This window comes from Methylobacterium sp. CM6247, from assembly GCF_054817925.1.
The window spans coordinates 1,467,955-1,492,556 of record NZ_JBTXKX010000003.1 but is presented as its reverse complement, the minus strand read 5'-3'; the positions used below and the strand labels follow the sequence as shown (position 1 = coordinate 1,492,556).

Annotated in this window: 32 protein-coding genes and 2 pseudogenes; 23 read left to right on the top strand and 11 right to left on the bottom strand. The window is 62.2% G+C overall.

Annotation, left to right across the window (positions count from 1 at the left end; all coding sequences use genetic code 11):
- Positions 1-289 precede the first annotated feature (289 nt).
- From ACYQOP_RS07880 to ACYQOP_RS07850, 7 genes and pseudogenes are all read left to right on the top strand, one after another.
- On the top strand, positions 290-874 hold the full coding sequence (locus ACYQOP_RS07880; RefSeq protein ID WP_461221995.1) for a YgjV family protein: 585 nt from the start codon (positions 290-292) through the stop codon (positions 872-874).
- A gap of 411 nt (positions 875-1,285) precedes the next feature.
- The gene (locus ACYQOP_RS07875) at positions 1,286-2,695 is read left to right on the top strand and encodes a PAS domain S-box protein (RefSeq protein WP_461221994.1); all 1,410 of its coding nucleotides are present in this window, start codon (positions 1,286-1,288) and stop codon (positions 2,693-2,695) included.
- The gene (locus tag ACYQOP_RS07870) at positions 2,688-3,083 is read left to right on the top strand and encodes a response regulator (protein ID WP_461221993.1); all 396 of its coding nucleotides are present in this window, start codon (positions 2,688-2,690) and stop codon (positions 3,081-3,083) included. The genes ACYQOP_RS07875 and ACYQOP_RS07870 overlap by 8 nt, the downstream gene beginning before the upstream one ends.
- A 361-nt stretch (positions 3,084-3,444) precedes the next feature.
- Positions 3,445-3,900, top strand: a complete 456-nt coding sequence (locus ACYQOP_RS07865) for a hypothetical protein (protein ID WP_461221992.1) — start codon at positions 3,445-3,447, stop codon at positions 3,898-3,900.
- Complete coding sequence (locus ACYQOP_RS07860) at positions 3,897-4,292, top strand: phage holin family protein (protein ID WP_461221991.1); 396 nt, start codon at positions 3,897-3,899, stop codon at positions 4,290-4,292. Before ACYQOP_RS07865 ends, ACYQOP_RS07860 begins: the two co-directional genes overlap by 4 nt.
- A pseudogene (locus tag ACYQOP_RS07855) lies at positions 4,289-4,393 on the top strand (DUF3618 domain-containing protein); the annotation flags it as partial. The gene ACYQOP_RS07860 and the pseudogene ACYQOP_RS07855, both read left to right, overlap by 4 nt.
- A gap of 138 nt (positions 4,394-4,531) precedes the next feature.
- Positions 4,532-4,711, top strand: a complete 180-nt coding sequence (locus tag ACYQOP_RS07850) for a hypothetical protein (protein ID WP_461225239.1) — start codon at positions 4,532-4,534, stop codon at positions 4,709-4,711.
- Positions 4,712-5,079: 368 nt separating this feature from the next.
- Here the strand turns inward: ACYQOP_RS07850 and ACYQOP_RS07845 are convergent, their stop codons facing one another.
- Both ACYQOP_RS07845 and ACYQOP_RS07840 read right to left on the bottom strand, forming a co-directional pair.
- Entirely contained in the window at positions 5,080-5,334 is a 255-nt protein-coding gene (locus tag ACYQOP_RS07845; RefSeq protein ID WP_461221990.1) for a cysteine rich repeat-containing protein, read from the bottom strand.
- 102 nt (positions 5,335-5,436) lie between these two features.
- A complete protein-coding gene (locus tag ACYQOP_RS07840) occupies positions 5,437-5,739 on the bottom strand; it encodes a hypothetical protein (protein ID WP_461221989.1) in 303 nt (100 codons plus the stop codon).
- Between the two features lie 389 nt (positions 5,740-6,128).
- Between ACYQOP_RS07840 and ACYQOP_RS07835 the strand changes: the two genes are divergently transcribed.
- The 4 genes from ACYQOP_RS07835 (at position 6,129) to ACYQOP_RS07820 (ending at position 9,969) form a co-directional block, all read left to right on the top strand.
- Positions 6,129-6,623 carry a YciE/YciF ferroxidase family protein gene (locus ACYQOP_RS07835; RefSeq protein WP_461221988.1) on the top strand — a complete coding sequence of 165 codons (495 nt, stop codon included), beginning with the start codon at positions 6,129-6,131 and terminating at the stop codon, positions 6,621-6,623.
- A gap of 549 nt (positions 6,624-7,172) precedes the next feature.
- Positions 7,173-9,161: a sensor histidine kinase gene (locus ACYQOP_RS07830; protein ID WP_461221987.1), complete on the top strand. Its 1,989-nt coding sequence runs from the start codon at positions 7,173-7,175 to the stop codon at positions 9,159-9,161.
- Positions 9,158-9,523: a response regulator gene (locus tag ACYQOP_RS07825; RefSeq protein WP_461221986.1), complete on the top strand. Its 366-nt coding sequence runs from the start codon at positions 9,158-9,160 to the stop codon at positions 9,521-9,523. The genes ACYQOP_RS07830 and ACYQOP_RS07825 overlap by 4 nt, the downstream gene beginning before the upstream one ends.
- A 113-nt stretch (positions 9,524-9,636) precedes the next feature.
- Positions 9,637-9,969 carry a hypothetical protein gene (locus tag ACYQOP_RS07820; RefSeq protein WP_461221985.1) on the top strand — a complete coding sequence of 111 codons (333 nt, stop codon included), beginning with the start codon at positions 9,637-9,639 and terminating at the stop codon, positions 9,967-9,969.
- A 151-nt stretch (positions 9,970-10,120) separates the two neighbouring features.
- Here the strand turns inward: ACYQOP_RS07820 and ACYQOP_RS07815 are convergent, their stop codons facing one another.
- On the bottom strand, positions 10,121-10,324 hold the full coding sequence (locus ACYQOP_RS07815) for a hypothetical protein (protein WP_461221984.1): 204 nt from the start codon (positions 10,322-10,324) through the stop codon (positions 10,121-10,123).
- Between ACYQOP_RS07815 and ACYQOP_RS07810 the strand changes: the two genes are divergently transcribed.
- Positions 10,323-10,568: a hypothetical protein gene (locus ACYQOP_RS07810; RefSeq protein ID WP_461221983.1), complete on the top strand. Its 246-nt coding sequence runs from the start codon at positions 10,323-10,325 to the stop codon at positions 10,566-10,568. The two genes, ACYQOP_RS07815 and ACYQOP_RS07810, sit on opposite strands and share 2 nt — an antisense overlap.
- A gap of 175 nt (positions 10,569-10,743) precedes the next feature.
- On the opposite strand, the gene ACYQOP_RS07805 is transcribed toward ACYQOP_RS07810, so the two are convergent.
- Positions 10,744-11,283, bottom strand: coding sequence for an inorganic diphosphatase (locus ACYQOP_RS07805; protein ID WP_461221982.1), 540 nt, complete (start codon positions 11,281-11,283; stop codon positions 10,744-10,746).
- A 753-nt stretch (positions 11,284-12,036) separates the two neighbouring features.
- On the opposite strand from ACYQOP_RS07805, the gene ACYQOP_RS07800 reads away from it, so the two are divergent.
- The gene (locus ACYQOP_RS07800; RefSeq protein WP_461221981.1) at positions 12,037-12,309 is read left to right on the top strand and encodes a hypothetical protein; all 273 of its coding nucleotides are present in this window, start codon (positions 12,037-12,039) and stop codon (positions 12,307-12,309) included.
- 28 nt (positions 12,310-12,337) lie between these two features.
- Here ACYQOP_RS07800 and ACYQOP_RS07795 read toward each other — a convergent pair whose 3' ends face one another.
- Positions 12,338-12,538, bottom strand: coding sequence for a hypothetical protein (locus tag ACYQOP_RS07795; protein ID WP_461221980.1), 201 nt, complete (start codon positions 12,536-12,538; stop codon positions 12,338-12,340).
- A 656-nt stretch (positions 12,539-13,194) separates the two neighbouring features.
- Positions 13,195-13,335, bottom strand: a complete 141-nt coding sequence (locus ACYQOP_RS07790; protein ID WP_461221979.1) for a hypothetical protein — start codon at positions 13,333-13,335, stop codon at positions 13,195-13,197.
- Positions 13,336-13,505: 170 nt separating this feature from the next.
- Here ACYQOP_RS07790 and ACYQOP_RS07785 point away from each other — a divergent pair, with 170 nt between their 5' ends.
- Positions 13,506-13,721 (top strand): hypothetical protein, encoded by a 216-nt coding sequence (locus ACYQOP_RS07785; protein WP_461221978.1) that lies wholly within the window; start codon positions 13,506-13,508, stop codon positions 13,719-13,721.
- Complete coding sequence (locus tag ACYQOP_RS07780) at positions 13,718-13,945, top strand: hypothetical protein (RefSeq protein WP_461221977.1); 228 nt, start codon at positions 13,718-13,720, stop codon at positions 13,943-13,945. Before ACYQOP_RS07785 ends, ACYQOP_RS07780 begins: the two co-directional genes overlap by 4 nt.
- A gap of 32 nt (positions 13,946-13,977) precedes the next feature.
- Here the strand turns inward: ACYQOP_RS07780 and ACYQOP_RS07775 are convergent, their stop codons facing one another.
- Entirely contained in the window at positions 13,978-14,355 is a 378-nt protein-coding gene (locus ACYQOP_RS07775) for a response regulator (RefSeq protein ID WP_461221976.1), read from the bottom strand.
- 1,100 nt (positions 14,356-15,455) lie between these two features.
- Between ACYQOP_RS07775 and ACYQOP_RS07770 the strand changes: the two genes are divergently transcribed.
- A complete protein-coding gene (locus ACYQOP_RS07770; RefSeq protein ID WP_461221975.1) occupies positions 15,456-16,163 on the top strand; it encodes a Crp/Fnr family transcriptional regulator in 708 nt (235 codons plus the stop codon).
- 24 nt (positions 16,164-16,187) lie between these two features.
- Complete coding sequence (locus ACYQOP_RS07765; RefSeq protein WP_461221974.1) at positions 16,188-16,424, top strand: hypothetical protein; 237 nt, start codon at positions 16,188-16,190, stop codon at positions 16,422-16,424.
- Between the two features lie 38 nt (positions 16,425-16,462).
- Here ACYQOP_RS07765 and ACYQOP_RS07760 read toward each other — a convergent pair whose 3' ends face one another.
- On the bottom strand, positions 16,463-16,720 hold the full coding sequence (locus ACYQOP_RS07760; RefSeq protein ID WP_461221973.1) for a hypothetical protein: 258 nt from the start codon (positions 16,718-16,720) through the stop codon (positions 16,463-16,465).
- A 108-nt stretch (positions 16,721-16,828) separates the two neighbouring features.
- Between ACYQOP_RS07760 and ACYQOP_RS07755 the strand changes: the two genes are divergently transcribed.
- The 6 genes and pseudogenes from ACYQOP_RS07755 (at position 16,829) to ACYQOP_RS07730 (ending at position 20,366) form a co-directional block, all read left to right on the top strand.
- A complete protein-coding gene (locus tag ACYQOP_RS07755; RefSeq protein ID WP_461221972.1) occupies positions 16,829-17,251 on the top strand; it encodes a DUF5681 domain-containing protein in 423 nt (140 codons plus the stop codon).
- Positions 17,248-17,511 (top strand): hypothetical protein, encoded by a 264-nt coding sequence (locus tag ACYQOP_RS07750; protein WP_461221971.1) that lies wholly within the window; start codon positions 17,248-17,250, stop codon positions 17,509-17,511. Before ACYQOP_RS07755 ends, ACYQOP_RS07750 begins: the two co-directional genes overlap by 4 nt.
- Before the next feature lie 107 nt (positions 17,512-17,618).
- Positions 17,619-18,536: pseudogene (locus ACYQOP_RS07745) on the top strand (hemolysin family protein); the annotation flags it as partial.
- Positions 18,537-18,608: 72 nt separating this feature from the next.
- The gene (locus tag ACYQOP_RS07740) at positions 18,609-19,655 is read left to right on the top strand and encodes an IS630 family transposase (protein WP_461221970.1); all 1,047 of its coding nucleotides are present in this window, start codon (positions 18,609-18,611) and stop codon (positions 19,653-19,655) included.
- An 18-nt stretch (positions 19,656-19,673) separates the two neighbouring features.
- Positions 19,674-20,009 (top strand): phage antirepressor KilAC domain-containing protein, encoded by a 336-nt coding sequence (locus ACYQOP_RS07735; RefSeq protein WP_461225237.1) that lies wholly within the window; start codon positions 19,674-19,676, stop codon positions 20,007-20,009.
- A 51-nt stretch (positions 20,010-20,060) separates the two neighbouring features.
- A complete protein-coding gene (locus ACYQOP_RS07730; protein ID WP_461221969.1) occupies positions 20,061-20,366 on the top strand; it encodes a hypothetical protein in 306 nt (101 codons plus the stop codon).
- Positions 20,367-20,668: 302 nt separating this feature from the next.
- Here the strand turns inward: ACYQOP_RS07730 and ACYQOP_RS07725 are convergent, their stop codons facing one another.
- The 3 genes from ACYQOP_RS07725 to ACYQOP_RS07715 form a co-directional block, all read right to left on the bottom strand.
- The gene (locus ACYQOP_RS07725) at positions 20,669-21,583 is read right to left on the bottom strand and encodes a hypothetical protein (protein ID WP_461221968.1); all 915 of its coding nucleotides are present in this window, start codon (positions 21,581-21,583) and stop codon (positions 20,669-20,671) included.
- A gap of 230 nt (positions 21,584-21,813) precedes the next feature.
- Positions 21,814-24,231: a PAS domain-containing protein gene (locus ACYQOP_RS07720; RefSeq protein ID WP_461221967.1), complete on the bottom strand. Its 2,418-nt coding sequence runs from the start codon at positions 24,229-24,231 to the stop codon at positions 21,814-21,816.
- Positions 24,232-24,274: 43 nt separating this feature from the next.
- Positions 24,275-24,454 (bottom strand): type II toxin-antitoxin system ParD family antitoxin, encoded by a 180-nt coding sequence (locus ACYQOP_RS07715; protein WP_461225235.1) that lies wholly within the window; start codon positions 24,452-24,454, stop codon positions 24,275-24,277.
- Between the last annotated feature and the right edge of the window lie 148 nt (positions 24,455-24,602).

Below are 24,602 nucleotides of genomic sequence, written 5' to 3'. Positions count from 1 at the left end.
GGGGCTGGGACAGGGCTTCTCGCAGGTTCGTCAGGCTGCGCAACAGGCTACCCATGGCCGAGACCATGCAGTAGCCTTTCAATCAGACCCGCTCACAATATTGGTCAGGTCGCTCCTGGGTCACGCACCTCATCTCGTGAAAGGGGTTTCACCTGTTCGTAGAAAACGAGGCGCCAGGAGTACCGAGGCACGCTTCCGTCGTCGCGCCCGATGCTTAAAGGGCTGTTTACCATAACGGGATAGCCAATCGGAAGAGAAGGCGCCGCTGTGGCGCTCGCTGAGCGCTCCGATGAGCTTCCTAGATATCTCCTCCGCGATTTGGCTGGCAGCCCAAGCTAACCTGGATGCGTTCGGGGCCATGGGTTTGGCCTTTGGCTTTGCAACAAGTGTAATGCCGCGCCGGACGATGATCCTGATGTGCTCGGCGGCTTGTGGCGTCTGCTTCAGTGCTCATTATCTGCATCTTGGATCCACGACTGGCATGGCCATGTCAGCCATATCCGTCACTCAGAGCCTTCTCGCAGCTCGCTTTATCACCTCGCATGGTCGGCCGACTTGGCTTAACGCAGCCTTTGCTGCCAGCATGTTAATGGTCGCAGGGCTAACGCTCATGACTTGGAATGGCTGGCCGTCAGCGTTCGCTGGCACAGGTGCGCTCTTCGCAACGGCCGCTCGCCTTCAGGCGTCCTCGCAGGCCATGCGCCTGCTTCTGGTATGCGCAACGTTATGCTGCGCTGGCCATAACTCGATCGTCGGATCGGTATGTGGAATTACCTGCGATGTACTGGCCATCTCAGGTTTTGTCTTAACGATGGCGCGCAGCAGTAGGTTTTGGCGTCTGCCAAAGTCGAGGGCGTCCTTTGCAGGCTGCTGACCCGCGCCGACATCGTGCTGCATGGCGGCTTTGACAGGCTGCGTCCAAGACCTCATCACCGGAGAGCCCTTCCGCTTGAAGCTTCCACATGTGGCCGAACAAGTCACCACCTACAAGGGCTACGACAGCTTGTACGAAGGGGCAGCTTGAATTGGAATTAAATATTGCAAGTGAATTAAATTCCGCTGCCTGTCAGAGCAGATGCAGACCGGACCATTCCGTTCGTCTTGAGACCGATCTCACGAGGTGCCTCAAGCCGTAACGACGAAAAAATCAGTCCGAAGCCGCACTTCAGAAGCATCTGGGGAAGAAAACCTGCTCTAAGTGGGTGCAGCAGAACGCTACTGACGTATCTTTAGAAGGGTGTAAGCCGTGCCTCCCGATGCACGGCCATCGTCGATGAGGCCGAGCATGAATGATGGATCTGGGGCTTCGCCTGAGAACACACACGTTAGCAGCGACGAACTCCTTCAGGTCATCCTCGAGAGTGCCACGGATTTCGCAATCTTCGCCCTGGATCCCAGTGGCAAGGCAATCACCTGGAACGCAGGGGCAGCTCGTCTCTTCGGCTACGTCTCCTCGGAGATGGTCGGCCAAGACAGCGACGTGATCTTTACGCCCGAGGACCGCGCTGCCGGTGTCCCGCAGGCTGAGCGCCGCATAAGCCAGGAGCAAGGCCGAGCTAAGGACGAGCGTTGGCATCAACGCAAGGATGGTTCGCGTTTTTGGGCCTCTGGCCTGCAGATGCCGCTACGCGATGGCGTGCCGGGCTTCGTCAAAGTGGTGCGGGACCTGACAGAACAGCATCTGTCCGAAGCTCAGTTGCAGGAGAGCGAGGAGCGCTTCCGCCTGCTGGCAACGAACATACCTCAACTCGCATTCCGCAGTTGGAGCGATGGCACCCGCACCTGGGGCAGCCCTCAGTGGGTGGAGTTCACGGGCCTTTCTGAGCCTGAAAGCCTTGGGCAAGGCTGGGTTGAGGCTGTGCACCCCGAGGACCGCGCTGCCACGCAGGAGGCGTGGCACGGAGCCCAGAGGACAGGTGAGTACTACGTGGAGCACCGCATCCGCTGGGCTGCCAAGGACGAGTACCGCTGGCATCAGACCCGTGCCAAGCCGATCAATCAGGACACCGCCGTCGCGCTGGAGTGGGTTGGGACCTCGACGGACATCCATGACCTGCGTGGCCTGCAGGATCACCAGCAGGTGCTTCTGGCAGAGCTTCAGCACCGTACCCGCAACCTTCTGGCTGTCGTGCAGGCGGTTGCCCGCAAGACGATGCGATCCAGCAGCACGCTTGAGGACTTCTCGACTGAGTTCGAGAGCCGCTTGAGGGCGCTGTCGCGGGTCCAGGGGCTGATCGCGCGGATGGATTACGATGCCGTCGAACTCCGCCCGCTCATCGAAGCTGAGCTGACGGCCCATGGTGACGGGAAAGCTGACAAGGTGGCGGTGGACGGTCCACCCGTTACGCTTCCGGCGCCGGCCGCGCAGGCCTTGGCTCTCGCCGTGCACGAGCTGGCCACGAATGCGGTCAAGTATGGTGCCATCGGCCAGGCGTCCGGCCACCTCTCCGTCACCTGGCAGGTGGAAGAGGACGAGCACGGTACGCCGCGGGTGGTGCTGGAATGGCGCGAGAGCGGAGTTCAAATCTCACAGAACAGTCAGTCTCGGCGAAAGGGCTATGGCCGCGAACTGATCGAGCGAGCTCTTCCATACCAGCTGAATGCCAGAACGGAGCTCGAATTTGGCGAGGGTGGTGTGCGCTGCCTAATCGCAGTTCCGATTATAACGCAGCGCGAAGGAGCGTCCCGTGGCTGATCCACGTATCCACGGCCTGAAAGGGTTGCGCCTCCTTATTGTGGAGGACGAGTACACGATTGCCTCCGATCTCGCGGACGCCCTTGAGGCAGCCGGAGCGACCGCGGTGGGGCCGACCAGCTCCGTTGCGGAAGCGCTCGCTTTGGTAGAGGCGGAGCAGGATCTGGATGGCGCCGTGCTCGACATCAACCTGAATGGCGATCTGGTCTACCCGGTCGCCGACGCCCTAAGGGCCCGCAGCGTGCCCTTCGTTTTCGCCACGGGCTACGATGCGCGGGTCATCCCCGCCGCTTATGCCGAGGTCCCGCGCTACGAGAAGCCCGTTGATACCGGCCAACTCGCACGTGCTCTCTCGCGACATGTCACGTCGTCACCCAATATGCCTTGAAGGCCGGCCACCTGGACCACGGCGTCAATCTCGCCAACATCACCCTACTGCTCGTATCGCTACGGCAAGAGAGCAGCCCAGCCCCTTCCGGCTCGCTCCATAGCCCCAGCAGCGAGCCGCACCGCTGCCGAACGGCCCCTGCTAAGCTCCGATGTAGCAAGCTCTAATGGACCGGCGGGACCAATGCTCAAGAGGCATGGGTTTGGGGGAACGGCCGAAACCGGTGGATTTCTGCCAGTCCGGTTTCGAGTTTAGAATTTGGAATAGCGGACGCTGTCTCCGCGAGCGATGGGTTTTGGAACCGCTTTGGCCCTACGCCGTTCCAGTCTCGCTTTACTCACGCTCTAGTGACGGGAAGGCGATGATGACTTCCGGGCCTCAAACATCGACGAATTCCGAGCCGCACGCCCCCCGAGCTGACGAAGGCTTTGCTGCGAACGTCCGGAGTCAGGCCGAGGATTACGTAGCTCGTCGCAAGCAGGACGTGGTCAGGGTGGTCTCGGACGTGGCCGGGGCCATTCGCGGAGCCGGCGCGGGCTTCGAGGATGCGCCTAACGTGAAGGCGTTCTTCGACAACGCTGCCGAGGGCGTCGAGGAGCTCTCCGCCGATATCGGACGCCGCACGGTCAGCGAGCTGTACGACGAGCTCGACGCCGCAGCGAGACGTCGGCCTGGGTTGACCCTGGCCGTGGCAGCTGCCGCCGGCTTTGCGCTGTACCGACTGCTGGCCGCATCTGGCGTCAGGCCAATCCCACGGTCCCGGGCAGTGGTCCCTGTCGACGTGTTACCCGTCCCCGACATCGACGGCCCTTCATGACCGAGCCTCGGCCCAGGACCGTCCAGAGTCTCCTTGGAGATGCGATCCGTGAGACCCAGGAACTCGTCTCGACGGAGATCGTCCTCTTTCGGGCCGAGATGACCAGTAGCCTGCATCATCTCACCTGGGCGTTGAGCCTGTTCATCGCAGCCGGTGTGTTCGCCATGGCAGGGGTGGTCGTGCTGATCCTGGCGCTGGTAAAGGGCCTAGCGGTCCTCCTTCACTCCGAAGCGCTTTCGGCCTTGGTCATCGGCGGTGTGTTCGCGGCCATCGCTATTAGCTTGACCCTGTGGGGCCGCAGCAAGGCGTCGCTTTCGGGGCTGGAGCCGATCCGGACCGAGCAGCAGGTCGGGCAGGACGTCGCCCTCATCACGGAGCGCATCAGCGGATGAGCAAATCTTTCGATGAGTTGGAGCACGACGTCGAGGCGAGCCGCGGAAGGTTGGACGGCACGCTGGCCGAACTCCAATCCCGCCTCAACCCATCGAGCCTTGCCGAGGAACTCACCGGCACCCGCGATCCTGCAGGTGCGGCGGCGCTGACGGCTGGGCGCTTGTCCGACAAAGTACGTGCTAACCCGCTTCCCGTGCTTCTGATCAGTGCCGGATTCGCGTTCCTTGCCTTCGCAACGATGCGACAGGCGGCCGAGCGTCGGCGCTTGCGCCTCATCTCGGAGGAGAAAGCCCTTAAGCCTTCCTTGGATGCCGCCTTGCCAGGCAACCACCCGGATCGGCTTGATGAGAAGCTCGACGAGGCGCTGGAGGAAACCTTCCCGGGCAGCGACCCCGTTTCGGTCAGGATCACGAAATAGATTGCCTTCGATCTCCTGCCGGTACGATCTAGCAAATGCTTCGGGGAGAGGGACTTCGTGGCCATCGGAGGCCCGGCGACTTCGCGGGGCACGTTAGGGTGACGTGTAGCATAATGATGTGATGGGAGAACGGATCGGGCTCGCGCGACGAATTCTCGGCTTACCAACGAAGGACACCCCTGAGCCATCACACGATGTCACCGAGATAACCGAACGATGTTCGATGGCGACGCACCCAGCAAGGGGGGGGGCGCATCGCGAACGACTGCTTCCAGGAACAGCGCATGCTACCGTGATCCGCCGGGCGAACGCCTTCAAAGATCATTCAGGAAGTGGGTCCTCTGATAACCGCAAATTGGGCGGCGACTTCAGTTTTTGCTTGATGCCATATAAGCGTCCATAGCCCGACGGCAATTTTCAGTCAGCTTTTCGCGGTTCGTCTTGAAGCAAGCACCCATAGCTGGATCATCTGAATCAATATCTCCACAGTGCGTGAGTGCATCACCTGTGCAGTATTTCTTTAAGTCAGGGTTGCCGCGCTTGGTAGAAGTTGCATCTGCGGCGGCAATGACGGGCCCACTGATAAAAATGCTGAAGCCCAAAGCAACAAGGAAACCGCGCATTTTAAGTTTATACCTTCATATGTCGTGATGCTGCAGACGCATCCCTGATCCGAACAGCAAAACACCCCACAAGCCCAAAGGCCGTGGAGCAGAGATTTTTGGTTATTTGGACATGCCGCTGGAACTCGTGCCGCCACCGCTGCTATGGCCGCTCATCGGAGCGCCGCCAGGCGCTGCAGCACCACCGGCAACACCAGGAGCCATCGTCGAGCCAGGCGCTTCCATGGCTGCACCGGTCGCAGAGCCCTTCGAGCGCTCCATGCTCTTCTCGCTATTGCTCTTCACGCTGCCAGGATTGTTCATGTTACCCTCGGTGCTGCCACCGCCTGCCGCGGTCTGAGCGAGCGCCGCGCCCGTAAGGGCGAGGGTGAGTGAAGCCGCCAGGGTAAGTGCCTTAATCGTCATGTGCGTTTCTCCAGATCGATTCAAATCGGTGTCCAAACGCGATGGTGGTCGTATTCGTTCAACCGTTTTTCTGCATCTGACACGCACTGATTCACTTCGTGCCTCACATAGTACGGAGACCTTACCTTCTACCAAGACGTGCCATGCCCAGATCACGACCGGCCGGAGCACCGGCGCATATAATGGCGAGCTCTGTTCCATAGGAAAGCAATGGGAGTTCTTCTTTCAAACTTCCGTACCTGCAAAATTAATTTATCATACATTTATAATAATAGTTGTTGTCGTTGCATTTGGATCTCCCACCTGTCTGTTTCGAAACGATGAGACCTTGAAACGGAACAGGAGAGAAGGAGTGCGGTTAACCGCGGACCCAAAGAAGGAGACGCCTCGTGGCCACGCCAAACACTCTCAAGGACATCTACCTGGACGAGCTTAAGGATAACTGGTCCGCCAACGATCAGATGGTCCGAGCGGTTCAACAGCTAAGCCAGCGGGCTTCCGACGAGAAGCTTAAGCTGATTCTACAAAAGTCGATTGAAGGCATCAACAAGCACACCGGCATACTCAAAACCCTTATCGAGCAGGCTGGCGGCCAAGCCGAGCCAGAGCATTGCAAAGGCATGGAGGGCTTGGTCCGCGAAGCGCATAAGCACGGCTTCGAAGAGGCGCCAGAGGACGGCAAGCTGCGCGACGTTGTCATCATCGCCCAGTACCAGCGAATGGCCCATTACGGTCTTGCCGGCATCGGTTCGGCCGCAGCCTATGCCAAGGCATTGGGTAAATCGGAGGACGAGAGCAAGCTCAAGCAGGCCGTCTCTGAAATCTACAAGGCTGACGAATATGCCAGCCAGCTTGCCGAGAGCCTGCAGCAGGTCGCAACCTGATTCGACCTCTACACAAGGGTCGCCCCCCCTTCGATCACACTCGCTATAGTATGAGCGGCGATCCAGGCTCAGATGGAGGGGCTGCCTAACAGCGTCCCTTCCATTCTAATCCAATTACTTTATCCACGATCGGCCTGAGCACCAGCGGAGACGCGGGAGAATTCTGTTCAGCAAAAAGGCCATGGGCGACCTGTTCCGCGGGCCTTATTGGACTGGCACGTCGGGATAGAGATCCAAACACGTTTTACCGACAATAGAAAACTAGACACATTTTCCTGGCATAAACGCATTCGTTTTGACATGTGCTGCGGACACATAAGTTGTTTGTCGGGAAAACGAACGTTTTCCGTTCACGCGACGCAATGACGTTTGCAACGTTCCAGGAGGGGCAACCCTCATTGGAACGTCTGAAGGCTGGGAACGCTAATATCCTATGAGGGCCGCCGCTCTGCGCAACCCGCGTAATAGGATTGCTGGAATTGGATTGCACAAGGCGTAGCGTTGGACGGCAATAGGATCTCATCAGCTTGGCCGCAAGACGGCGGAGAAATGGCCGAGCGTGTTCGCGTTCACGACTGGTCCGCGACGCCGCTTGGCCCTCTGGCGGCCTGGTCGGACCGCCTCAAGCTCATGGTTGAGCAGGTTCTCGCCAGCCCGCTCGTTGCCACGCTCGTGTGCGGCCCCGAGCGCATCCTGATCTATAATGACGCCGCTGTGCAGATCTATGGTGATCGGCATCCCTCCGCCTTCGGCCGCCCACTTCCGATGGCCTTCCCCGAAGGCTGGGCGACGGTCGCGCCCTTCTACGCGCGTGCTTTCGCGGGTGAGACGGTGAAGGTTGAGAGCCAGACACTCGACACCCGTGGCGAGGGTGATGCGGTCGATACGTTCGACGCCTTGCTCATGCCCGTACGGGAAAACGACGGCTCGATCGCCTACGTGCACCTGATCGGCGCCGAGGCCGGAGCCCGCATGAAGGCAGAGGCAGCGCTGCACGCAAGCGAGGAGAGGCTCGCAGCCGACCTCGCTGACGCGACCCTTCTGCGCGACCTCGCAGCTCGCTTAGTTACAGAGGAAGACGTCGAGACGATCCACGAGGAGATCCTGTCGGCCGCCATCGCCATCATGCGATCGGATGCGGGGACTGTCCAAGTCTATGATCCGAGAACAAAGTCGCTCGTGCTGCTCGTGACCCGGAACTTGGAGCGCACGATGACGGACCATTTCCGCCGTCTTGATGCGAGCAGCCGCACGGCGTGTGGCATTGCGCTCAGAACGGGGGAGCGGACGTTCATCGACTTCAACGACGATGACACGGATGAGGCGTGCATCAAGCACGTCGAGGCTGGCTATCGATCGGCGCAGGCCACCCCGCTGGTGTCCCGCACGGGCACCCCGTTGGGCATGCTGAACACCCATTGGCGCGAGGCCAGGCATCGCCCGAACGAGAGGCAGCTGGGCTTCCTCGATCTGCTCGCCCGGCAAGCGGCCGACCTGATTGACCAACGGCAAGTGCAGAGAACCTTGCGCGAGAGCGAGGAACGCTTGCGGCTGGCCGTCGACGTCGGACGGCTCGCGACATGGGACTGGAATGTCGACACGGGCGCAGTCAGCTGGTCCGACGAGCACTATCGCGTCCATGGCTACGCGGTTGGCGAGGTCACACCAAGCTATGAAGCCTGGGCCGCTCGCGTCCACCCCAAGGACCTTGAAGACGTCGAGAACGCGCTGATACGGGCCCGCGACGAGCACCGAGAGTACACCCACGAGTTCCGCACGCTTCATCCGGACGGCACTATCCGCTGGTGCGATGCGCGCGGGCAGTTCTTCTATGACCCGGGAGGCCGCCCATTGCGCATGATCGGGACCATGCTGGACACGACAGAGCGCCGCGTCTGGGCGGAACGCCAGCAGGTGCTTATCAGTGAACTGCAGCACCGGACCCGCAACCTCCTGGGCGTGGTGCGCTCGATCGCGCAGCAAACAATGGCCAAGGCCGGGCCGACAGAGGCATTCCGCGAGCAGTTCAATGAACGGCTCTCCGCTCTCTCACGCGTGCAGGGCCTGCTCTCACGCTCGGACCAGGAACCGATCACCATCGGCGCACTGATTAGGACCGAGTTGGACGCGCTCGGGGCTGGTGCCATGCAGGATCGCATCCATCTCGACGGCCCTCCGGTCCGTTTGCGCAAGGCTCACGTGCAGACCCTCGCGCTGGCGCTGCATGAGCTGGCCACGAACGCGCGCAAGTATGGCGCGCTGACCACGGAGCACGGGCAACTCCGGGTGACGTGGCGAACCTATGCAACCGATGACGATGGGCAACGGCTCGCGCTGGAATGGGTCGAGGACGGGATCAGCCGGCAGCGTGAAGAGCAGAGCCCCGTCACGCGCGGCGGCTACGGGCGGGAGCTGATCGAGCGGGCGCTACCCTACGCGCTCGGCGCCAGGACTCGTTACGAACTGGGGGAGACGCAAGTGCGTTGCTCCATCGACCTGCCGCTGACGGAGCGGACCGATAAGAAGGGTAGTCCATGACGGGTACGTCGAAGGACTTGACCGGCTGCCGGGTTCTGCTGGTGGAGGACGACTACTTCATCGCCGACGATCTGAGGCGGCAGTTCGAGGAGAGCGGAACCGAGGTGCTTGGGCCGGTCCCCAGCGTCGAGGATGCCCTGGCGCTGATTGCGGCCACGCCGCAGATCGATGGCGCGGTGCTCGACGTAAACCTGCGCGACGAGATGGTCTATCCTGTAGCTGATGCGCTCCGGGAGCGGCACGTGCCGTTCGTGTTCGCCACGGGCTACGAGAAGACGACGATCCCGGCGCGCTATACGGACGTGCGTCACTACGACAAGCCGGTTGGGGCCGCTCAGGTCGCACGGTCGCTCTTTGCCTGAACCGGAGAGCGGATCGGGACTGTCGCAGGACCGTTCAGCGAACGGCAGGTTCCAAGAGCGATTGATGGCGTTCGGAACGGCTGGATGGGGTCGGGAGTAGACAGTTCGAGTGGGTGAAGATCACCACCGTCGAGCCGCATCCGGAAAAGCAGGCGCCACCCCGCGCCGCCGACTACGCCCCGGCCCTCGTCGCGCGCTTCCGCCTCGTCGCCGAGACGCCCGCCGCCGACTTCCGGCCCGATCCGGTCAAGGCCGAGGTGGTGCGCTGGGATCTGAAGATGCCCGGCCCCGGCAGCGTCTACGCCCGCCTCGTCGCCGCTCTGCCGGCGGCCACCCCACTGCCGTCGTCGCGCTCGCGTCCAGCATCGCGGCACCGAGTTCTCACGAGCGCAAAGGCGCCCCTGGTCCCGCCCGCCCCGTTCCCTGCTTTCGGGGTTCGGCCATGATCCTTGCTCCTTGCCGGTCGACCCGGCCGTGGACGCACTGACAACCATCCTCGCTGCCCTGGAGCGGCCTGACACGGGGAGCGCCGCCGCTTCGCCTACCACGCAGCCATCCGCCGAAAGGGCCAGGAGATCGTCCGGAGACAATGTATCTTCAGATGGCATTGCCAACGTCCTTCCCAGCTCCCCCGCCAGCCCCGTCGGCAAGGTTAGGCACGTCGCGCAATTCGTCGTCGATCTGACGGACGACGATCCGGCCTTCCGCGATGACGATGATGGCCGCGACGATGACCAGGACGAAGCCGCCGATGGCCGTCGCGACACCCAGAACTGTGATGGCTGCGGTCTGGGGGACCATGACGTCCAGCGCTCCGAAGATGAGCGAACTTATCAGTAGGATGACCGGGGCGCTGGCAGGCGTGGCCGGCGCTGTGGCCGGCACGCTCCTTGGCCGGGCCGCCCGGGGGCCTGACTCTCGCACGGCTCCCGGGCGTGCCAAGGGTCTCGCCGAGGATGCTGCCGCCGTCGCCCTCGCCGTCCTGGTTGTTGCCTCGGCCGAGCGCCATCACGTGACCGCCCACCGGAGTGCAAACCAAGCCTGACCCTACCGCGTCGGCGGCTCTCCATAGGCGGGAAGGAACTGAGCGAACCTGAAGGTCCTCTTCATCACCAGCTAGGCGTCGTGGTCACGCTCACGATGAAAAAGGCTTACCTCGTATCCTGAGGCGGTGCCGGTGCGGCCCCATGGCGATGCGGGGAACCAGGACCTGTCAGACGCTACCTGAAGGTATCGCCACCCTGACGGACGAGAGCGAGCGCCGCTTCGGCGTCACCGCGCCGCCTGACCTTGAAGTCCTTCCCCATGAGATGGTTGTACTGGGCGAAGAACGCCTCGACCTCGTCCAGCATGCCAGGACGCAGGTCCGGTAGGGCCGCGATGTGGGCGTGAGTGCGAGCCTTCACCGCCACGCCAACGAGACGGTCGTTGCGCTCCCAAGTGCCGTCGCGCTCCCGCTGATCGGCCTCGATCACGCCGACCAGCCGCGCTTCCAGCACGCAGCCAGGGAATGCGGGTGCGTCGAGGAGGATCAGGATGTCGAGCGGATCGCCGTCGGCACCCTTTGTCGAGGGAACCATCCCGAAATCGTACGGAAAGCTCATGCCGTCCGGCAGGACCATCTTGAACTCGAAGGCGCCGAACGCATCCGAGTAGGCGTACTTGTTCGGACTTCCCTTGGGCGTCTCGATCACGACGTGGACGGCTCCGTCTTTCCCGAAGGTGGGAAGGCGGCTGAGGGAAGGTGCGGGCTTGATCAAGGGGCGGTCTCCGGGGAGGTGCCACCGTACCGTGGCCCAGGGGGTGAACCCCGAAATGATCGATAGGCTCCAATGTGGAGCAGGTGGTGCAGTGGCGCGCGGATCCCCAAGCGCTCCACTGCGCCACCTTGCGCCACTCCACTTTCGCAGGTGTCGCAGACGGGGGTCGGCCATGATCCCCGCCGCCGATGATCTGGACGAAGCCGAGCGCCCCGCCCGGTCTCGCGCGTTCTGAGCCGTGCCAACCGGACCAGGGGGATGCTCTACCGGATCCAGGCGGAACGGTAGCAGCCTTCGCCTCCGGCCTCTCGGCGATTGTCTACACAGCGCACCACCTGTTGCTCGGCAAGACGGCCGAAGAACTGCCGACGTTGTTCATGAGCATCAGCGTCGATCTTCGTTCTGTCCGGCCATGTCGAGGCTGAATAAACCGCGAGAGGCGTTATCGCGAGAAGGGCTACCACAACGATTGGGCACAACATTTCGGCTTTCGTTTTTAGCGGCCGCTTACGTATTTAAATCCAACAGTATGAAATGCTTGAAGTTCCGCCTGTAAAATATGACCTGGTATTTTGCTTTTGATTGGTTACCTAAACATTATGGGTTGAAATAGTAGGCGGAGGAACTTGCGAGCCCGCGTGCTGATGTTCGCCGGGTCCACCCTCTTTTTGTCTTGGATGCGAGCCCGAAGCCATGATCCGCCCCCGGACGACTGGACACCTTGCTGAATCCATCAAGCGGCCAGAAGCAGCCGTGAAGTCCTCGTCGCAGGAGAGTGCCGACCTGATCGGCCAGGCGCTTCTAGCCCTCGTCATCGTAGTCGAGAGCCAACCACTCGTTGGACCGGCCGTGAAGGCCTACCAAAGTGCCATCCGGCGCAACGGCGAGGAGGCCTCAGCCAACGGCGGTCATGAGGCAATGGAGGTCGCTCTGCGCTTCGTCATGGATGCCGATTCTGACCATGCAGAACGCCGGGAGAGCATCATCGACAAGGCATGGGCTGGCCTGCCGGGGTGGCGCTCATGATCGATGACGCTCAGATCTCGGTCTGGCGTCAGACGACTGCTGTCTCGTCCGTATCCTTCTGTGCCAGCGCAACATCCCGAGCCTCATCGGTGCCGGTTACAGGCTCGGCCGTCAACTTCTTCCCCGCAGTCAACGCCGCTTCGGATGCCTGCTCCGCGCGAGCACGTCGGTTGCCATCGTACTCGGTGTTTCCAAGGTCCTCCGTGTGGACGACCAGTTTGTCGGGCATGAGTTGCTCTCCGTGTGCGAGGGCAACGTATCTTGCTTCCAGAAGGCGGGGAACAGGTTGGCAGCACAAGGCTGCGATCCCGCGCACACAAAAACGGCGAGGCTTTCGCCCCGCCGCTCACATATTAGACCGATCAGGTGCTTACCGATTGGATCCCAGGCTCTCACGAGATGCGGGCCCAGATAATGGCAGTCCACGGGGGCCGACGTTCGGGCTAAGTGAGTTGGTGGTGAAAGCAGCATCAGCATCCGGCGAAAGCCCGCGCTGGGCGCCGACAAGGTCATGCTGGGAGTCTGCAACAAATGGCGAGTTGATTGAACCCGTGGGCAGTTCGTCGGGTGGTGAGCCCAGCCGTTGAACCCGAACACTCATCTGTCCGGGAGACTCGGCAAGAATATTCGTTCCCTGTGCGACTGCCGAACGGGTACTCAGGCCAAGTAGTAAAGCCAAACTGATAAACGTAGAAAGCTGTTTCATAGATTTTCCCAACTGTTAAGTTTAGATTGTTTCTCTCGAATAATGATAGATTTATTTTTTATGATAATGGTTGTTGCTGATCCGATCAACACTGTGCGTCCATTAGACAGCTGCAACTCGGAAACTAGTGAAATGTTTCAAGAAAACTGCTCAATGAGCGCTATAAGAGCGACTTGGTGTTAATTCAGACCAACCAACCAGCCATCCGGCAGCGCGGCGGGAAGGATGCCCGCGAGTTCGCAATGATCGCCGCCGTCACCATCGAGGCCCGCGACGATCACCGCGAGGTCCGCCAGCAGGCCGCGAGCGCGGCCCTTCATGGGCTGGCCGAGGGGTTGAAGCAGCTACTCCCGCAGAAGCCGACCGCTGGAGGGTGATGCGGCGAGTGCGCCGCTCCGCTGCCTCAACCTGCCGGACGGAACAATTTAACCTCGGATAATTAATTAGTGTATCCGGGGCCAGACGGGCGGGGCATGTGAACGAACTGACCATGGGCGAGACCGAGCCGCAGACGCTCGATGTCGTGGATCGGCTCATGGATGAGGCCGAGGTCCGTCACGTCGCGTGGGTCGCTCACCTGCGTGCCCTGGTCGCCTGTGGGGAGCGCAACACCGAGGCGATGCGGGTCCTGGTCGCGATCAAAAGCGACCTCGTGCGCCTCAAAGATCAGCGGCTCAGTCTGTCGCCCCTGGAGCCAACGCCATGAGCGCCGGGGTCGAGGCCTTCACCGATCCCCTACTCCTCAGTCTTCAGCAGAGCCTCAACGAGGCCTTGCAGCGCCATGAGGCACAGATCGCCTTGATTGCATCTCTCACTGGCCAGGAGAGGAAGCAGATCGAGGCGCGACAGGTGCTTCGCCTGATTGAGACGACCATCCTTCAAGCCCAGCAGAACTACGCCCTCGTGAAGTTCCTCGCGGAGCCCGAGTGAAGGCCATCGGCATTACGGCAGGGCCACCGGCGTTATCCCTTCAGAAGCTTCTCCAGTGCTAGGAGCACTATCTGGGGATCCACTGGCTTCTCTAGACGGGGAACATGTGCGTAAGCATCCGGGATGATGCCCTGGTCATAGCCCGTCGTGAAGACGAACGGCACGGATCGGGCGATCAGAACGTCCGCGAGCGGGTAGACGCACTCGCCGTCTAGGTTGACGTCTAGGCTCGCCGCGTCTGGCGCAGCGCTCCCTTCCAGAATGCGCAATCCATCCTGCACAAAGGCGACCGGACCCAGGACCTCGGCCCCGGCATCCTGCAATTCGCGCCTCAACTCGTCCGCCAGGAAATACTCATTCTCCGCTATGAAGATCCGTCGCCCCCGAAGCGTGTGGTCAAGCATCGGCATCCTTTGTCGGATCGTGCGTCCCGGACCGGCAGCGCGAGGGTGCACCGCCTTGGGCGCCACTGAAAAACGCACCAACCTGTTTTGGACCCGTACTATTTCGACATGGGTTGCCCTGGAGAGCACCTAGGATGACCGCCCGAGGCTGTCGGTGGTTCAGCCGGGGTGGATGGCGGGGTTAGGTTGGGCGCCGCGTCCGGTTCGCTATGGTGATGCAGCGGCCATCTGGCACGGCAACCATTCGCAGGTGAGAACGTAGAGCCCCGGCATTGGAGCATGGCCGTGTGGCTACACCCGTTGAGAGCGATTGCGGGACCTGCTGGGCCGATTTTGTGGGCTCAGACGGAACGGTATCACTCACACTCATGCTGTTCGCACTCGATGATCGCGAAGCAAGACGCAGGGCCAAAGGGATGGTGGATGACCACGCCGTGGACCTGTGGGACGGCGTGCGCTTGATCGGGCACTTTTCGCCCACTGATAACAGGCCGGATGCCTCAGGCCCCTCCTTCTGGAGCTAGTCGAGGTTCGGCCGGTAGGGCGGGATCTTGAAAAGGATTTCCTTGATTTCGCTCAGAAGGGCACGGCTTCGAGCAACCTCATCCCGCATTTCTTGGACCAATCGAACAGGTTGACGGACGTGTTCAGGACCTTTTGCGGGGATGCGGTTTTCCGCTATTCTAACAACGTTCGACATTAACTTGCCGTAAATCTAGAGAGTTTGAGCCCAAACGATTTAATCGTTTAGGCTTAGGAGCTGTCATTGTGGCTCCTCTTGCAGATAGCGGCAATTACTTGAGTTTATAATCTTTTGATTGTTGTGGACCAGACGAAACGATGCTGCCCTAGCAACGCTAGCCGTGAGCATTGGATGGCACTGTATGTTCCTGTCCATGAGTGCGTTACTACGCCAAGGCCGAGCGGAATAAAGTTGAGTGCTGCAGGCTATCGTGTGTGAGTGCGCCGGCATATCGCACGTTTAGGATCACGGCATTGTCGGCGGTTCTGACACAGGAGCCGACATCTGGGAGAGACGTGTGCTTCCGCCTGCAACGCAGAGTGAAGCGGCCATGCCCCCAGCTTTCAACGACAAGCTTTTGACCATGCTCATCCGCAAACTGGAGAGCATCGCGCCCCTGTCCGAGGAGGAGCGGGAGGCCATTCGCAGCCTGCCTACCAAGATCCGCACTCTTCAAGCGGGGGAGACCATCGTGCGCGAAGGCGACACGCTTTCGCAGTGCTGCCTCATCGTTGAGGGCTGGGCTTGCCGCTTCAAGATCTTTGGAGACGGGCGTCGGCAGATCTTCTCATTCCATATCCCTGGCGACATTCCCGATCTGCAAAGCCTGCACCTGCACACCATGGATCACAGCCTCGCGACGATAACCGAGGCGACCGTGGCCCTCATTCCACACGAGAGCATGCTGGGTCTGACGATGCGCTTCCCGCGTGTCGGGGCGCTGCTCTGGCGCGACACGCTGATCGACGCGGCAGTCTTCCGGGAGTGGATGGCTGGAATCGGCCGGAAGTCGGCTTTTGGTCGGGTCGCGCACCTGTTTTGCGAACTGTACGTGAAGCTGGAGGCGGTCGGTCTTGCTGGAGATCACCGCTGTCCCCTGCCGATCACGCAGGCCGAACTCGGCGATGCGCTCGGGCTCACAACCGTTCATGTGAACCGAACCCTACAGGCGATGCGCGGCCAGGGCCTCATCACCCTGCGGGGCAGTACTCTCGTCGTCCACGCCTGGAAGGAACTCACGCGGTCTTCCGAGTTTGATCCTACCTACCTGCATCTCACAAAAACGGGCTGAAGGATGAGTCTACACCTCCAGCCTGTGCAGGTTGCGACAGGCAGCAACGATACGGAAAGCCATCTGGTTTTTGCTGATGGCTTCCTTGTGGCGATCCTCGTGCAACTCTCCGAGCAGCATGAACACGAGGCAGGTAGCTGGTTCTTGGAAGCCGGGTTCGGCCGGGTTCATCACCAGAACGCTCCCACATTCGCGAACCTCGACGTGGCCCAGGACTGGATCGAACGGCAACTCGCCCGCACGGTAGGGTCTGCCCCGTGACACCACGCTGAGGCTTGTTCGTCCCCTCTGCCGCCCGCCTACCGCCCCGCGTCCCGCAGCATCTGTTCACTGATCTGCATCGTCTCGCCGAGATCCCGACCCGCCTGCGCAATGGCTCGTTTCATGGCGATGTACTCAGCCGAGCGCCGGCCGTGCTTCCAGTTCGACCGCTGCGCCCGCGCCTTGCCCACGGCCGTCCTCGGCTCGGTGCTGGCGCCACCGTGGACCCAGTATCGACTACTCTTCATCGCCATGCCGCTGCGGCAGCACCAGCCTTCGCCAATGGCCTGCATCATCTGCCTATCAGGCCCGCGCCTTCCTGTTCCGTTTCTGATATAAACAGAAAAGCGGACAAACCGGCTAACTCATTGCCACCGTTCGATCCGTAGTAGAGTTATGGAACTATGACGGAGCGAAAGAGCAGGTTCGAGAAGGGCAAGATCGGCAACCCTGCCGGCCGTCCCAAGGGCAGCCGCAGCAAGTCCACGCTCGCCCTGGAGGCCATCCTAGAGGGCGATGCCGAGAGCATCGTCCGCAAGGCCATCGAGCTCGCCACGGACGGCGACACGCAGGCCCTGCGCATGTGCCTGGATCGCCTCATGCCGGCCAGGAAGGACCGCCCGGTGCAGTTCGACCTTCCCGTGATCGAGACCACTGCTGACCTCCCCAGGGCCACGCATGCCCTGTTGCAGGCTGTGGTAGCCGGCGAGCTCACCCCGTCGGAGGCCGCCGACATCTCGAAATCCGTCGACGCCCACGTCCGCGCCATCGAGGCGACGGATCTGCACGAGCGCCTTTCCCGTCTGGAGGAGATGACCCAGCCATGACCTCGAAAGTGATCGACCTCCGCCTCCGCAAGCTGGAAAAGGCGAGAAGGGCCAACCGCTTCGACCACATGTCGGAGGGGCAGCTGAACGAAGAGATCAACCTCTACCTCGGCGAGGTCTGCGAGCCCTACGGCACCGTCAACGCCACGGCGGAGGCCCTGAAGGCGTCGCCCGTTCGCCTGGACCAGGAGGTGGCCGGGCACCTCGAATGGTACATCGGCTATGTGGGTGAGGAGCGGGCGGCGGGGCGGATGGGGTGAGGAGTGCCCCTAAAAATCTTTGCCATTTGGAAGCCTGTTTCGTTGCCCCCCTGGATAGCCCCCGGGTTGGCTGGTAACTGAAGCCGTTCATTTGAAGGGTCACGGCGATTTCCGACGACGTATGGTCGACCACGCTGGGGCTTGTGGCAGTCCTCGCCCTGGTGTTCGCCAACGGGTTCTTCGTGGCGGCCGAGTTCGCCTTGGTTTCGGTGCGCCGTAGCCGCGTCGCCGAACTCGTTTCTGAGAGACGCACCAACGCCACTGCTCTCCAGCGGGCCACCGACCGCCTCGACGCCAATCTTGCCGCTACGCAGTTCGGCATCACACTATCTTCCCTTGCCCTGGGCTGGGTCGGCGAACCGGCACTCGCCCACCTGATCGAGCCAGCGCTCGCATGGCTCCCGATGGGGCTTGGAACAGCTGCGTCTCATACGGTGGCAGTCGTGATCGCTTTTTCCATCATTACGTCTCTGCACATTGTGCTCGGTGAACTTGCCCCCAAGAGTCTGGCCCTGCAACGCAGTGAGCGCACGGCGCTCGCCATCGTCCGTCCCCTCGGGCTGTTCCTCCTCGTCTTCAGACCGGCCATTCTGTTCCTGAACGCACTTGGCAATGGCGTCCTGCGCCTATGCGGCCTCCAGCCCGGGCACGGCGAGGGCTCGCTCCACTCGACCGCTGAGCTCAACCTGCTGATCCAGGCGAGCCAGGAGGCCGGTCTCATCCGTGAGGTTCAGCAGGAGGCGGTCGAACGCATCTTCTCTATCGGCGAGCGTAAAGTCCGGGACATCATGACCCCGCGCCACGAGGTCTTCTGGGTCGATGCCGATGATCCGCGGGACATGGTCCTGAAGTCCGTCCGGGAATGCAACCATGCCCAGGTCGTTGTCAGCCGTGGTGACGTGGACGAGATCGTCGGTGTGGTACGCAAGCAGGACCTGCTCAACCAAGTGCTCGATGGGAAGGAGATCGACGTTGTGGGCGCCACCCAGCCGCCCATCGTCGTCCATGAGAGCATGACCATTCTAGTGCACTGACGCGGTCAGAGGATTCACGCAGGGCGTGATGCATGCGAGTCTGGGCGATGGCTCAGACCGTCTGTGTGCTCCTCGACGAAGTCAGCGCTGTCCGCGATCGCCGGAGATCGATCCCGCCCCCTCAAGCACATCCTGCGGGCGTGCATCGTCCTGCTGTCGTCCGAACGGTTGAGCGTGCAGGACGTGGCGCGGCAGGCTGACGTCAGCCGACCCGCCGTTTGGCGCTGGCAGCAGCGCTTCGCCGAGGAGGGCGTCGAGGGCCTGCTGCACGATAAGACCCGCCCACCCGGCACCCCGCCGCATTCCACACGCACAGTGGCGAAGGTGCTGGCGCTGACCTGTTCGGAACCGCCGGACGAAGTCACTCACTGGACCGGGCGCGCCGTCGCTGCGCGGACCGGCATCTCACTCCGCTCCGTGCAGCGGATCTGGCAAGAGCACCGCCTGCAGCCGCATCGGGTGCGTACCTTCAAGCGCTCGCACGACCCGGCCTTCGCCGAGAAGGTGGAGGATGTGGTCGGTCTCTACATGGATCCGCCCGCCCACGCCGTCGAGCTGTCCATCGACGAAAAGTCCCAGATCCAGGCTCTGGAGCGAACCCGTCCCGATCGGCCCATCCGTCCCGGACATCTTGCCGCTCAGACGCATGACTACACCCGCCACGGTACGACGACCTTGTTTGCCGCCCTCGACGTCTTGGAAGGCACGGTGCTCGGCCGCTGCATGCAGCGCCATCGCCACGGTGAGTTCATCCGCTTTCTCAATGCCGTCGAGGTTGCGGTCCCTGCGGGCAAGGTGATCCATGTCGTGCTCGACAACTACGGCAGCCACAAGCACCCGAAAGTTCGCGCCTGGCTCACCCGCCACCCGCGATGGACCTTCCACTTCACACCAACCTCAGCGTCCTGGCTCAATGCCGTCGAGGGCTTCTTCTCCACGCTCACGCGCCGCCGCCTTCAGCGGGGCACCTTCACCGGCATCGTCGACCTGCAGGCGGCCATCAAACGCTATATCGCCGAGCACAACCGCAGCGCCCGTCCCTTCGTCTGGACAAAGCCCGCCGCCGCCATCTTCGATGCCCTCAACCGAGCCCCTGAACCATCCGTCTGAGTCAGTGCACTAGCGACCATCACGGAAGGTCAGGGCAGCTTCTGCATCCGTGACGCCGCGAAGCTCCTGCAAATGGTCGAGACGGGCTTGCGCGGCTACCTCGCGTCCAACCACTGGATCTACAAGCGCGAGGCTGGCGGCGAGTGGGTGCCGTTCGCCGAGCGCGAGCGCCAAGGCTGGATGACGACGAAGCTGATCCCGGCGGAGACCGGCACCGTTAAGCCCTGGAACAAGCCACAGGCCCGCATAACCTGCGCCGGGCTCACCATCCTCGCCCAACGGTTCGGCAAGCCCGTCGCGCCCGAGGCGATGACACCTTTACCCCTCGTCCAGTTCGCGTCGGCTCGCGCGTAGCAACATCGACCCGGTCGCGGCCGGTGGCCGGGTCACACTCTGGAGATACCGATGAAACTCGAAGACATCACCATCAGCATCGAAGCCAACAACGTGTCGGACATCGAGCGCGCCTATCGCGTGCTGGCCGACTACCCGCGCGAAGAGACCATCGAAGGCGCTGACCCGACGAACCTGCTCGCCGCCATGGTCAGCGTTACCATCGCGCTCGCGCACGACTACAGCATCATGCCGAGCGAGACCTGCGAGGCCGCCGGCCTGCGTCCTGGCTCAACCTACTCGGAGGCAACGACGGACTTCATCGTGAACCGCCAATGGTGGGTGCGCCGCTTCCAGTCAGTGATGCAGGGCCACTGATCCTCAACCCCCAATCGAAGCGGCTCGGCCGCATGGAGGACTGTGACATGGCGAGCATTCGGAAGCGCGAGTGGACCCACAAGGGCGAGAAGAAACCGCGTGGGTCGTGAGCTACTCTGATCAGGGCGGCAAGCGACGGCTTAAGACCTTTGAGACGAAAAAGGATGCCGACAACTAGGCCAAGCCGAAGTGCCCATGCCCTTCACGCACCGCCAAGCTAACGTACCTGTGACCGGGACCTTCCTAGCCGTTTCCTGTACGCCTCCCAACGACACGGCTCCGCGCAACGACCCTGTCCGGGATCATTGGGTCTTCGACCGACGCGTCGCATGTGCGCGCTCTAGGGAAGCCACCTTGCGCCGTTGCTCACGCAGGATCTCGATGGTCGGCTGCCACCAGCCGCGGGCAAGTTCGGCCTGTCCCGGCCCTTCCCTGGCGGGCCAGGTTCGAACCAGTTCTTGGTGCGTCGGCCTCCGCCGGGTGGCCCAGATCAATGCGCCCGCACCAGCCGACACGCCCTGGTAGAAGCGGGTAGCAACCGAGTTCTCGACGACCTCGCCGGTGACCGCTTCCAATATCACGCAGCCTGCCTGGGTCATCAGCACCTGCCCGAGCGGTGGCAGCGCGTCCTCGGGCACGGGGTACCGGTTGCGGCGGCGTTCGGCGGCTTCGGCCAGCCTATCCGCATGCTCGGGGGAAGCCTTGCGGCCCTCCGCACGTTTCCTTCGCTCCTCAGGCTCGGCCCGGCGAGCGGCCTCCTCGACCCCAGGCCAGCGCCGCCGTAACTCCTCCAACGACCGGAACGGGACGCGCCATGCCTTCGATGCCGGATCCCACCGGGCCCATGGCACTTGCCGCAGTTCGGAGACGACGTCCCGGGAATAGGGCGTCCGCACTACCAGTTCGTCGGCGACCTCCAGATAGGGGCTCGTGAGTGGCTCGAACGTAAAGGCATCGCGTCCGCGCTCATCGGCATGGGCTAGGACGCCGGACCATTCGCGGCTCGACCACGAGTTGAGGCGGCGCTCCGCAGATGTGCCCGGCACGAACCAGGCATCCAGGTCGTCACGCCACCGCGCACGCGGGAAAGCGACACGGAACCGCTCCACGGTCATCCGATCATACGGAAAGGCCGCCGTTGCCCCGGGCCTACCCCCGTCGGCTTCTCGCTGGGTAGCGTTGAACTGCTCGGTCTCTCCAGTCACTAATCGACCCATGTTGCCTTATCGACCAAGCGGCCGAGCCAGGCGGATCAGTTGAAAGTTCGTGCGCGGGCACCGGTTCCCGTAGTCGCGCACGGCCATGGCATTGGCGCGGTCGGGCAGATTGTCATCGGCGCCGATTGACCTGTGTAGCCACGCGAGTTCGCTGGCTGGATGTTATGGAACCTGGGATGGTCCGCCGTCCATAGTGAAATGAAGGCAGCGGTCGTGCGCCGACCGTCGAACTACTTGTCAAGAATACGTTTGCGCCGCTTCCACGTGGCGGCCTTGCGTAGGATGCGCGAGAGCTGTTCCACCGAGTAGGGCTTGTGCAAAAGCTCGAACCCGTAAGTGCCGTTCTGCGCCAGGACGTGGCTGTACCCGCTTGCCAGCACCACCGGCAGGTCATGGTAGAGACGACGGATCTCGTGGCCGAGGTCGATCCCGTTCATGCCGGGCATGATCACGTCGGAGAACACGACATCGAAGGCGCCGGCATCCTTGGCGAGTTCGGCCAAAGCGTCTTGGGCGTTCGTAGCCCACGTCGGGACATAGCCAAGCTCGGCCAGCGTCTGGGTGGCGAAGGTGCCGACCTCGACGTTGTCCTCAACCACAAGCACGCGGGTGCCGTGGCCATCGATGAGGGGTTCGGGCTCGGGGATCGGGCCGGCCACCCCAGCAGCAACGCGCGGCAGGTAGAGCACGAACATCGTGCCCTTCCCGACCTCGCTCTGGACTCGGACCTCGCCTCCCGACTGCTTGGCGAACCCAAACACCTGGGAGAGACCGAGCCCGGTGCCCTGACCCACCTCCTTGGTCGTGAAGAAGGGCTCGAAGATGTGCTCGATCTTGTCGGCCGGGATGCCTGAGCCGGTATCCTCAATGCACACCGCCACGAAGTCCCCGGCGACGGGAGAATGGCTGCGGATAGCCGGAATGCTGGTGACCGGGTGAACTGTGATGGTCAGGCGACCCTCGCCGTCCATGGCGTCCCGCGCATTCACTGCCATGTTGACGATGGCGGTGTCGAACTGGCTCGGGTCGGCATCGACGAAACAGGGTTCGTCGGGAATGTCGGTGTCGATCCGGATGCGCGAGCCGGTCAGCGTCCCCATCATGTCGCTCAGGGCCGCCACGCCTCGGCCGATGTCAAACACCTCGGGCTTGAGGGCCTGCCGACGTGCGAAGGCGAGAAGCTGCCCGGTGAGCTTCGCTGCACGCCCGACCGTATCGGAGATTGCACCGATGTAGCGCTGGCGCCGCTCCTCCGCGAGGTCGGGCCGCTTCAGCAGGTCGGTGGATGACTTGATCACGGTCAGCAGATTGTTGAAGTCGTGCGCGACCCCGCCCGTAAGCTGCCCCACGGCCTCCATCTTCTGAGCCTGACGCAGCTGCTCCTGCGTAGTAGCAAGCTCGATCCCCGCCTCCTTCTCGGCCGTAATGTGCCGACCGCTTGCATAGATCAGCCCGTCTTCAGGCGCAGCTACCCACGAGATCCAGCGATGGCTCCCGTCCTTATGCCGGTAACGGTTCTCGACCGTAGGGAGGCTCTCCTTTCGGGCATGCTGAAGCGCGCTTTGGGTCAAGGCCTCGTCTTCGGGGATCACAAAATCGAGCACTGTCCGGCCGATTACCTCCTCCAGCGACCAACCGAGGATCGCGGTGAAAGCCGGATTGATGTCCTGGAATACGCCCTGCCCGTCGATGACGACCTGGATGTCTTGAGAGTTGTGCCAGAGCCGGTCGCGCTCGCGAGTTCGCTCCTCGACACGCTGCGCAAGGCTCTCGTTCAGGCTGCGCAAGGCCTCCTCGCTCTCGCGCAAGGCGATCTGGCCCAGGTACATCTCGGTTACGTCGTGGCCCTCGGCGAAGATGCCCGTGACCGCGCCGCTCGCGTCGGTGACCGGCTGGTAGACGAGGTCGATGAAGCGCTCCTCGATCGGAGCGCCAGGTATCCGCTGCAGGCCGACCCGCATGGCCTTGCCCCGAAACGGTTTGCCGCTGGCATACACGTCATCGAGCAGCTCGAAGAAGCCTTGGCCCTCGACCTCTGGCAGTGCCTCGTGCACCGGCTTGCCGACGACGTCGCGGTGGCCGACGAGCTGCATGTAGGCCGGGTTCGTCAGTTCAAAGACATGCAGCGGGCCGCGCAGCATGGTCATGAAGCCGTGGGCCTGATCGAACAGCTGCATCAAGCGCTCGCGCTCGGCCGCTAACTGGCGCTCGCCCAGCGTCTTGGCCGTAGTATCCATCGCGGTGACGAGGACACCGCCGACACCGCCAGTCTCAACCCGAATTGGGGCGAAGCTGTAGGTCCAGAAGGTCTCCTCCAGCCGTCCATGCCGCATCATCATCAAGCGCTGACTCTCGGTCGCGAAACCCTGGCCTGTCGTGATCACGGTGGCGAGCTGCGGGCCGAGCACGTCCCAGATCTCGGGCCAGACCTCGCTCAGAGGCAGCCCAAGCGCTCCGGGGTGCCGCTCTGCCAGGGCGGGCTCATAGGCGTCGTTGTAGAGGACGCGGAAATCCGGTCCCCAGTAGAGCGCGCTGACGATCTTGGCGTTCAGGCAGATCGAGAGAGCCGTTTGCAGGGATTGTGGCCACGTCGCTGGCTCTCCCAAGGGCGTCGTCGTCCAAGCATGGGAGCGCATGAGTGCACCCATGGCGCCGCCCTCTTCCAGAAATTGAGGAACGTCGGACGACCGGTTAGCGCTCATGAGTATGAGTGTGCGGTGCCGGTATCGTGTCCTGTCTGCGAAGGTCTGGCTCATGTTCACCGAGCAGGCGTAGCGCAGCGCGGACGACTTCACTCGCGTTGCCGTAGCGCCCTGACTTCAGCCGCCCTTTGATGAAGGAGCGAAGTTCTGGGGTGATCGAGATCGTCATGGTTTCGCGAACGGCCATCCTTGGTCTGTAGCAGGTTCCTAACGTGTGTTACAGGTGTCACGATGCCATGACCTTAGGCACCGTTCCAATGGAGCTTGCCCTAATGGATCGAATGTTTCCGTCGATCCGCAGCGTCGGTGGTAGACCA

Bases quoted from the DNA above. Each gene is read 5' to 3' on its own strand.
- ACYQOP_RS07880 (WP_461221995.1), top strand. From the start codon at position 290: ATGAGCTTCCTAGATATCTCCTCCGCGATTTGGCTGGCAGCCCAAGCT.
- ACYQOP_RS07875 (WP_461221994.1), top strand. From the start codon at position 1,286: ATGAATGATGGATCTGGGGCTTCGCCTGAGAACACACACGTTAGCAGC.
- ACYQOP_RS07865 (WP_461221992.1), top strand. From the start codon at position 3,445: ATGATGACTTCCGGGCCTCAAACATCGACGAATTCCGAGCCGCACGCC.
- ACYQOP_RS07860 (WP_461221991.1), top strand. From the start codon at position 3,897: ATGACCGAGCCTCGGCCCAGGACCGTCCAGAGTCTCCTTGGAGATGCG.
- ACYQOP_RS07850 (WP_461225239.1), top strand. From the start codon at position 4,532: ATGCGACAGGCGGCCGAGCGTCGGCGCTTGCGCCTCATCTCGGAGGAG.
- ACYQOP_RS07845 (WP_461221990.1), bottom strand. From the start codon at position 5,334: ATGCGCGGTTTCCTTGTTGCTTTGGGCTTCAGCATTTTTATCAGTGGG.
- ACYQOP_RS07840 (WP_461221989.1), bottom strand. From the start codon at position 5,739: ATGACGATTAAGGCACTTACCCTGGCGGCTTCACTCACCCTCGCCCTT.
- ACYQOP_RS07830 (WP_461221987.1), top strand. From the start codon at position 7,173: ATGGCCGAGCGTGTTCGCGTTCACGACTGGTCCGCGACGCCGCTTGGC.
- ACYQOP_RS07825 (WP_461221986.1), top strand. From the start codon at position 9,158: ATGACGGGTACGTCGAAGGACTTGACCGGCTGCCGGGTTCTGCTGGTG.
- ACYQOP_RS07810 (WP_461221983.1), top strand. From the start codon at position 10,323: ATGACGTCCAGCGCTCCGAAGATGAGCGAACTTATCAGTAGGATGACC.
- ACYQOP_RS07815 (WP_461221984.1), bottom strand. From the start codon at position 10,324: ATGGTCCCCCAGACCGCAGCCATCACAGTTCTGGGTGTCGCGACGGCC.
- ACYQOP_RS07795 (WP_461221980.1), bottom strand. From the start codon at position 12,538: ATGCCCGACAAACTGGTCGTCCACACGGAGGACCTTGGAAACACCGAG.
- ACYQOP_RS07790 (WP_461221979.1), bottom strand. From the start codon at position 13,335: ATGAAGGGCCGCGCTCGCGGCCTGCTGGCGGACCTCGCGGTGATCGTC.
- ACYQOP_RS07785 (WP_461221978.1), top strand. From the start codon at position 13,506: ATGGGCGAGACCGAGCCGCAGACGCTCGATGTCGTGGATCGGCTCATG.
- ACYQOP_RS07780 (WP_461221977.1), top strand. From the start codon at position 13,718: ATGAGCGCCGGGGTCGAGGCCTTCACCGATCCCCTACTCCTCAGTCTT.
- ACYQOP_RS07775 (WP_461221976.1), bottom strand. From the start codon at position 14,355: ATGCCGATGCTTGACCACACGCTTCGGGGGCGACGGATCTTCATAGCG.
- ACYQOP_RS07770 (WP_461221975.1), top strand. From the start codon at position 15,456: ATGCTCATCCGCAAACTGGAGAGCATCGCGCCCCTGTCCGAGGAGGAG.
- ACYQOP_RS07760 (WP_461221973.1), bottom strand. From the start codon at position 16,720: ATGATGCAGGCCATTGGCGAAGGCTGGTGCTGCCGCAGCGGCATGGCG.
- ACYQOP_RS07755 (WP_461221972.1), top strand. From the start codon at position 16,829: ATGACGGAGCGAAAGAGCAGGTTCGAGAAGGGCAAGATCGGCAACCCT.
- ACYQOP_RS07750 (WP_461221971.1), top strand. From the start codon at position 17,248: ATGACCTCGAAAGTGATCGACCTCCGCCTCCGCAAGCTGGAAAAGGCG.
- ACYQOP_RS07730 (WP_461221969.1), top strand. From the start codon at position 20,061: ATGAAACTCGAAGACATCACCATCAGCATCGAAGCCAACAACGTGTCG.
- ACYQOP_RS07725 (WP_461221968.1), bottom strand. From the start codon at position 21,583: ATGGGTCGATTAGTGACTGGAGAGACCGAGCAGTTCAACGCTACCCAG.
- ACYQOP_RS07720 (WP_461221967.1), bottom strand. From the start codon at position 24,231: ATGGGTGCACTCATGCGCTCCCATGCTTGGACGACGACGCCCTTGGGA.
- ACYQOP_RS07715 (WP_461225235.1), bottom strand. From the start codon at position 24,454: ATGACGATCTCGATCACCCCAGAACTTCGCTCCTTCATCAAAGGGCGG.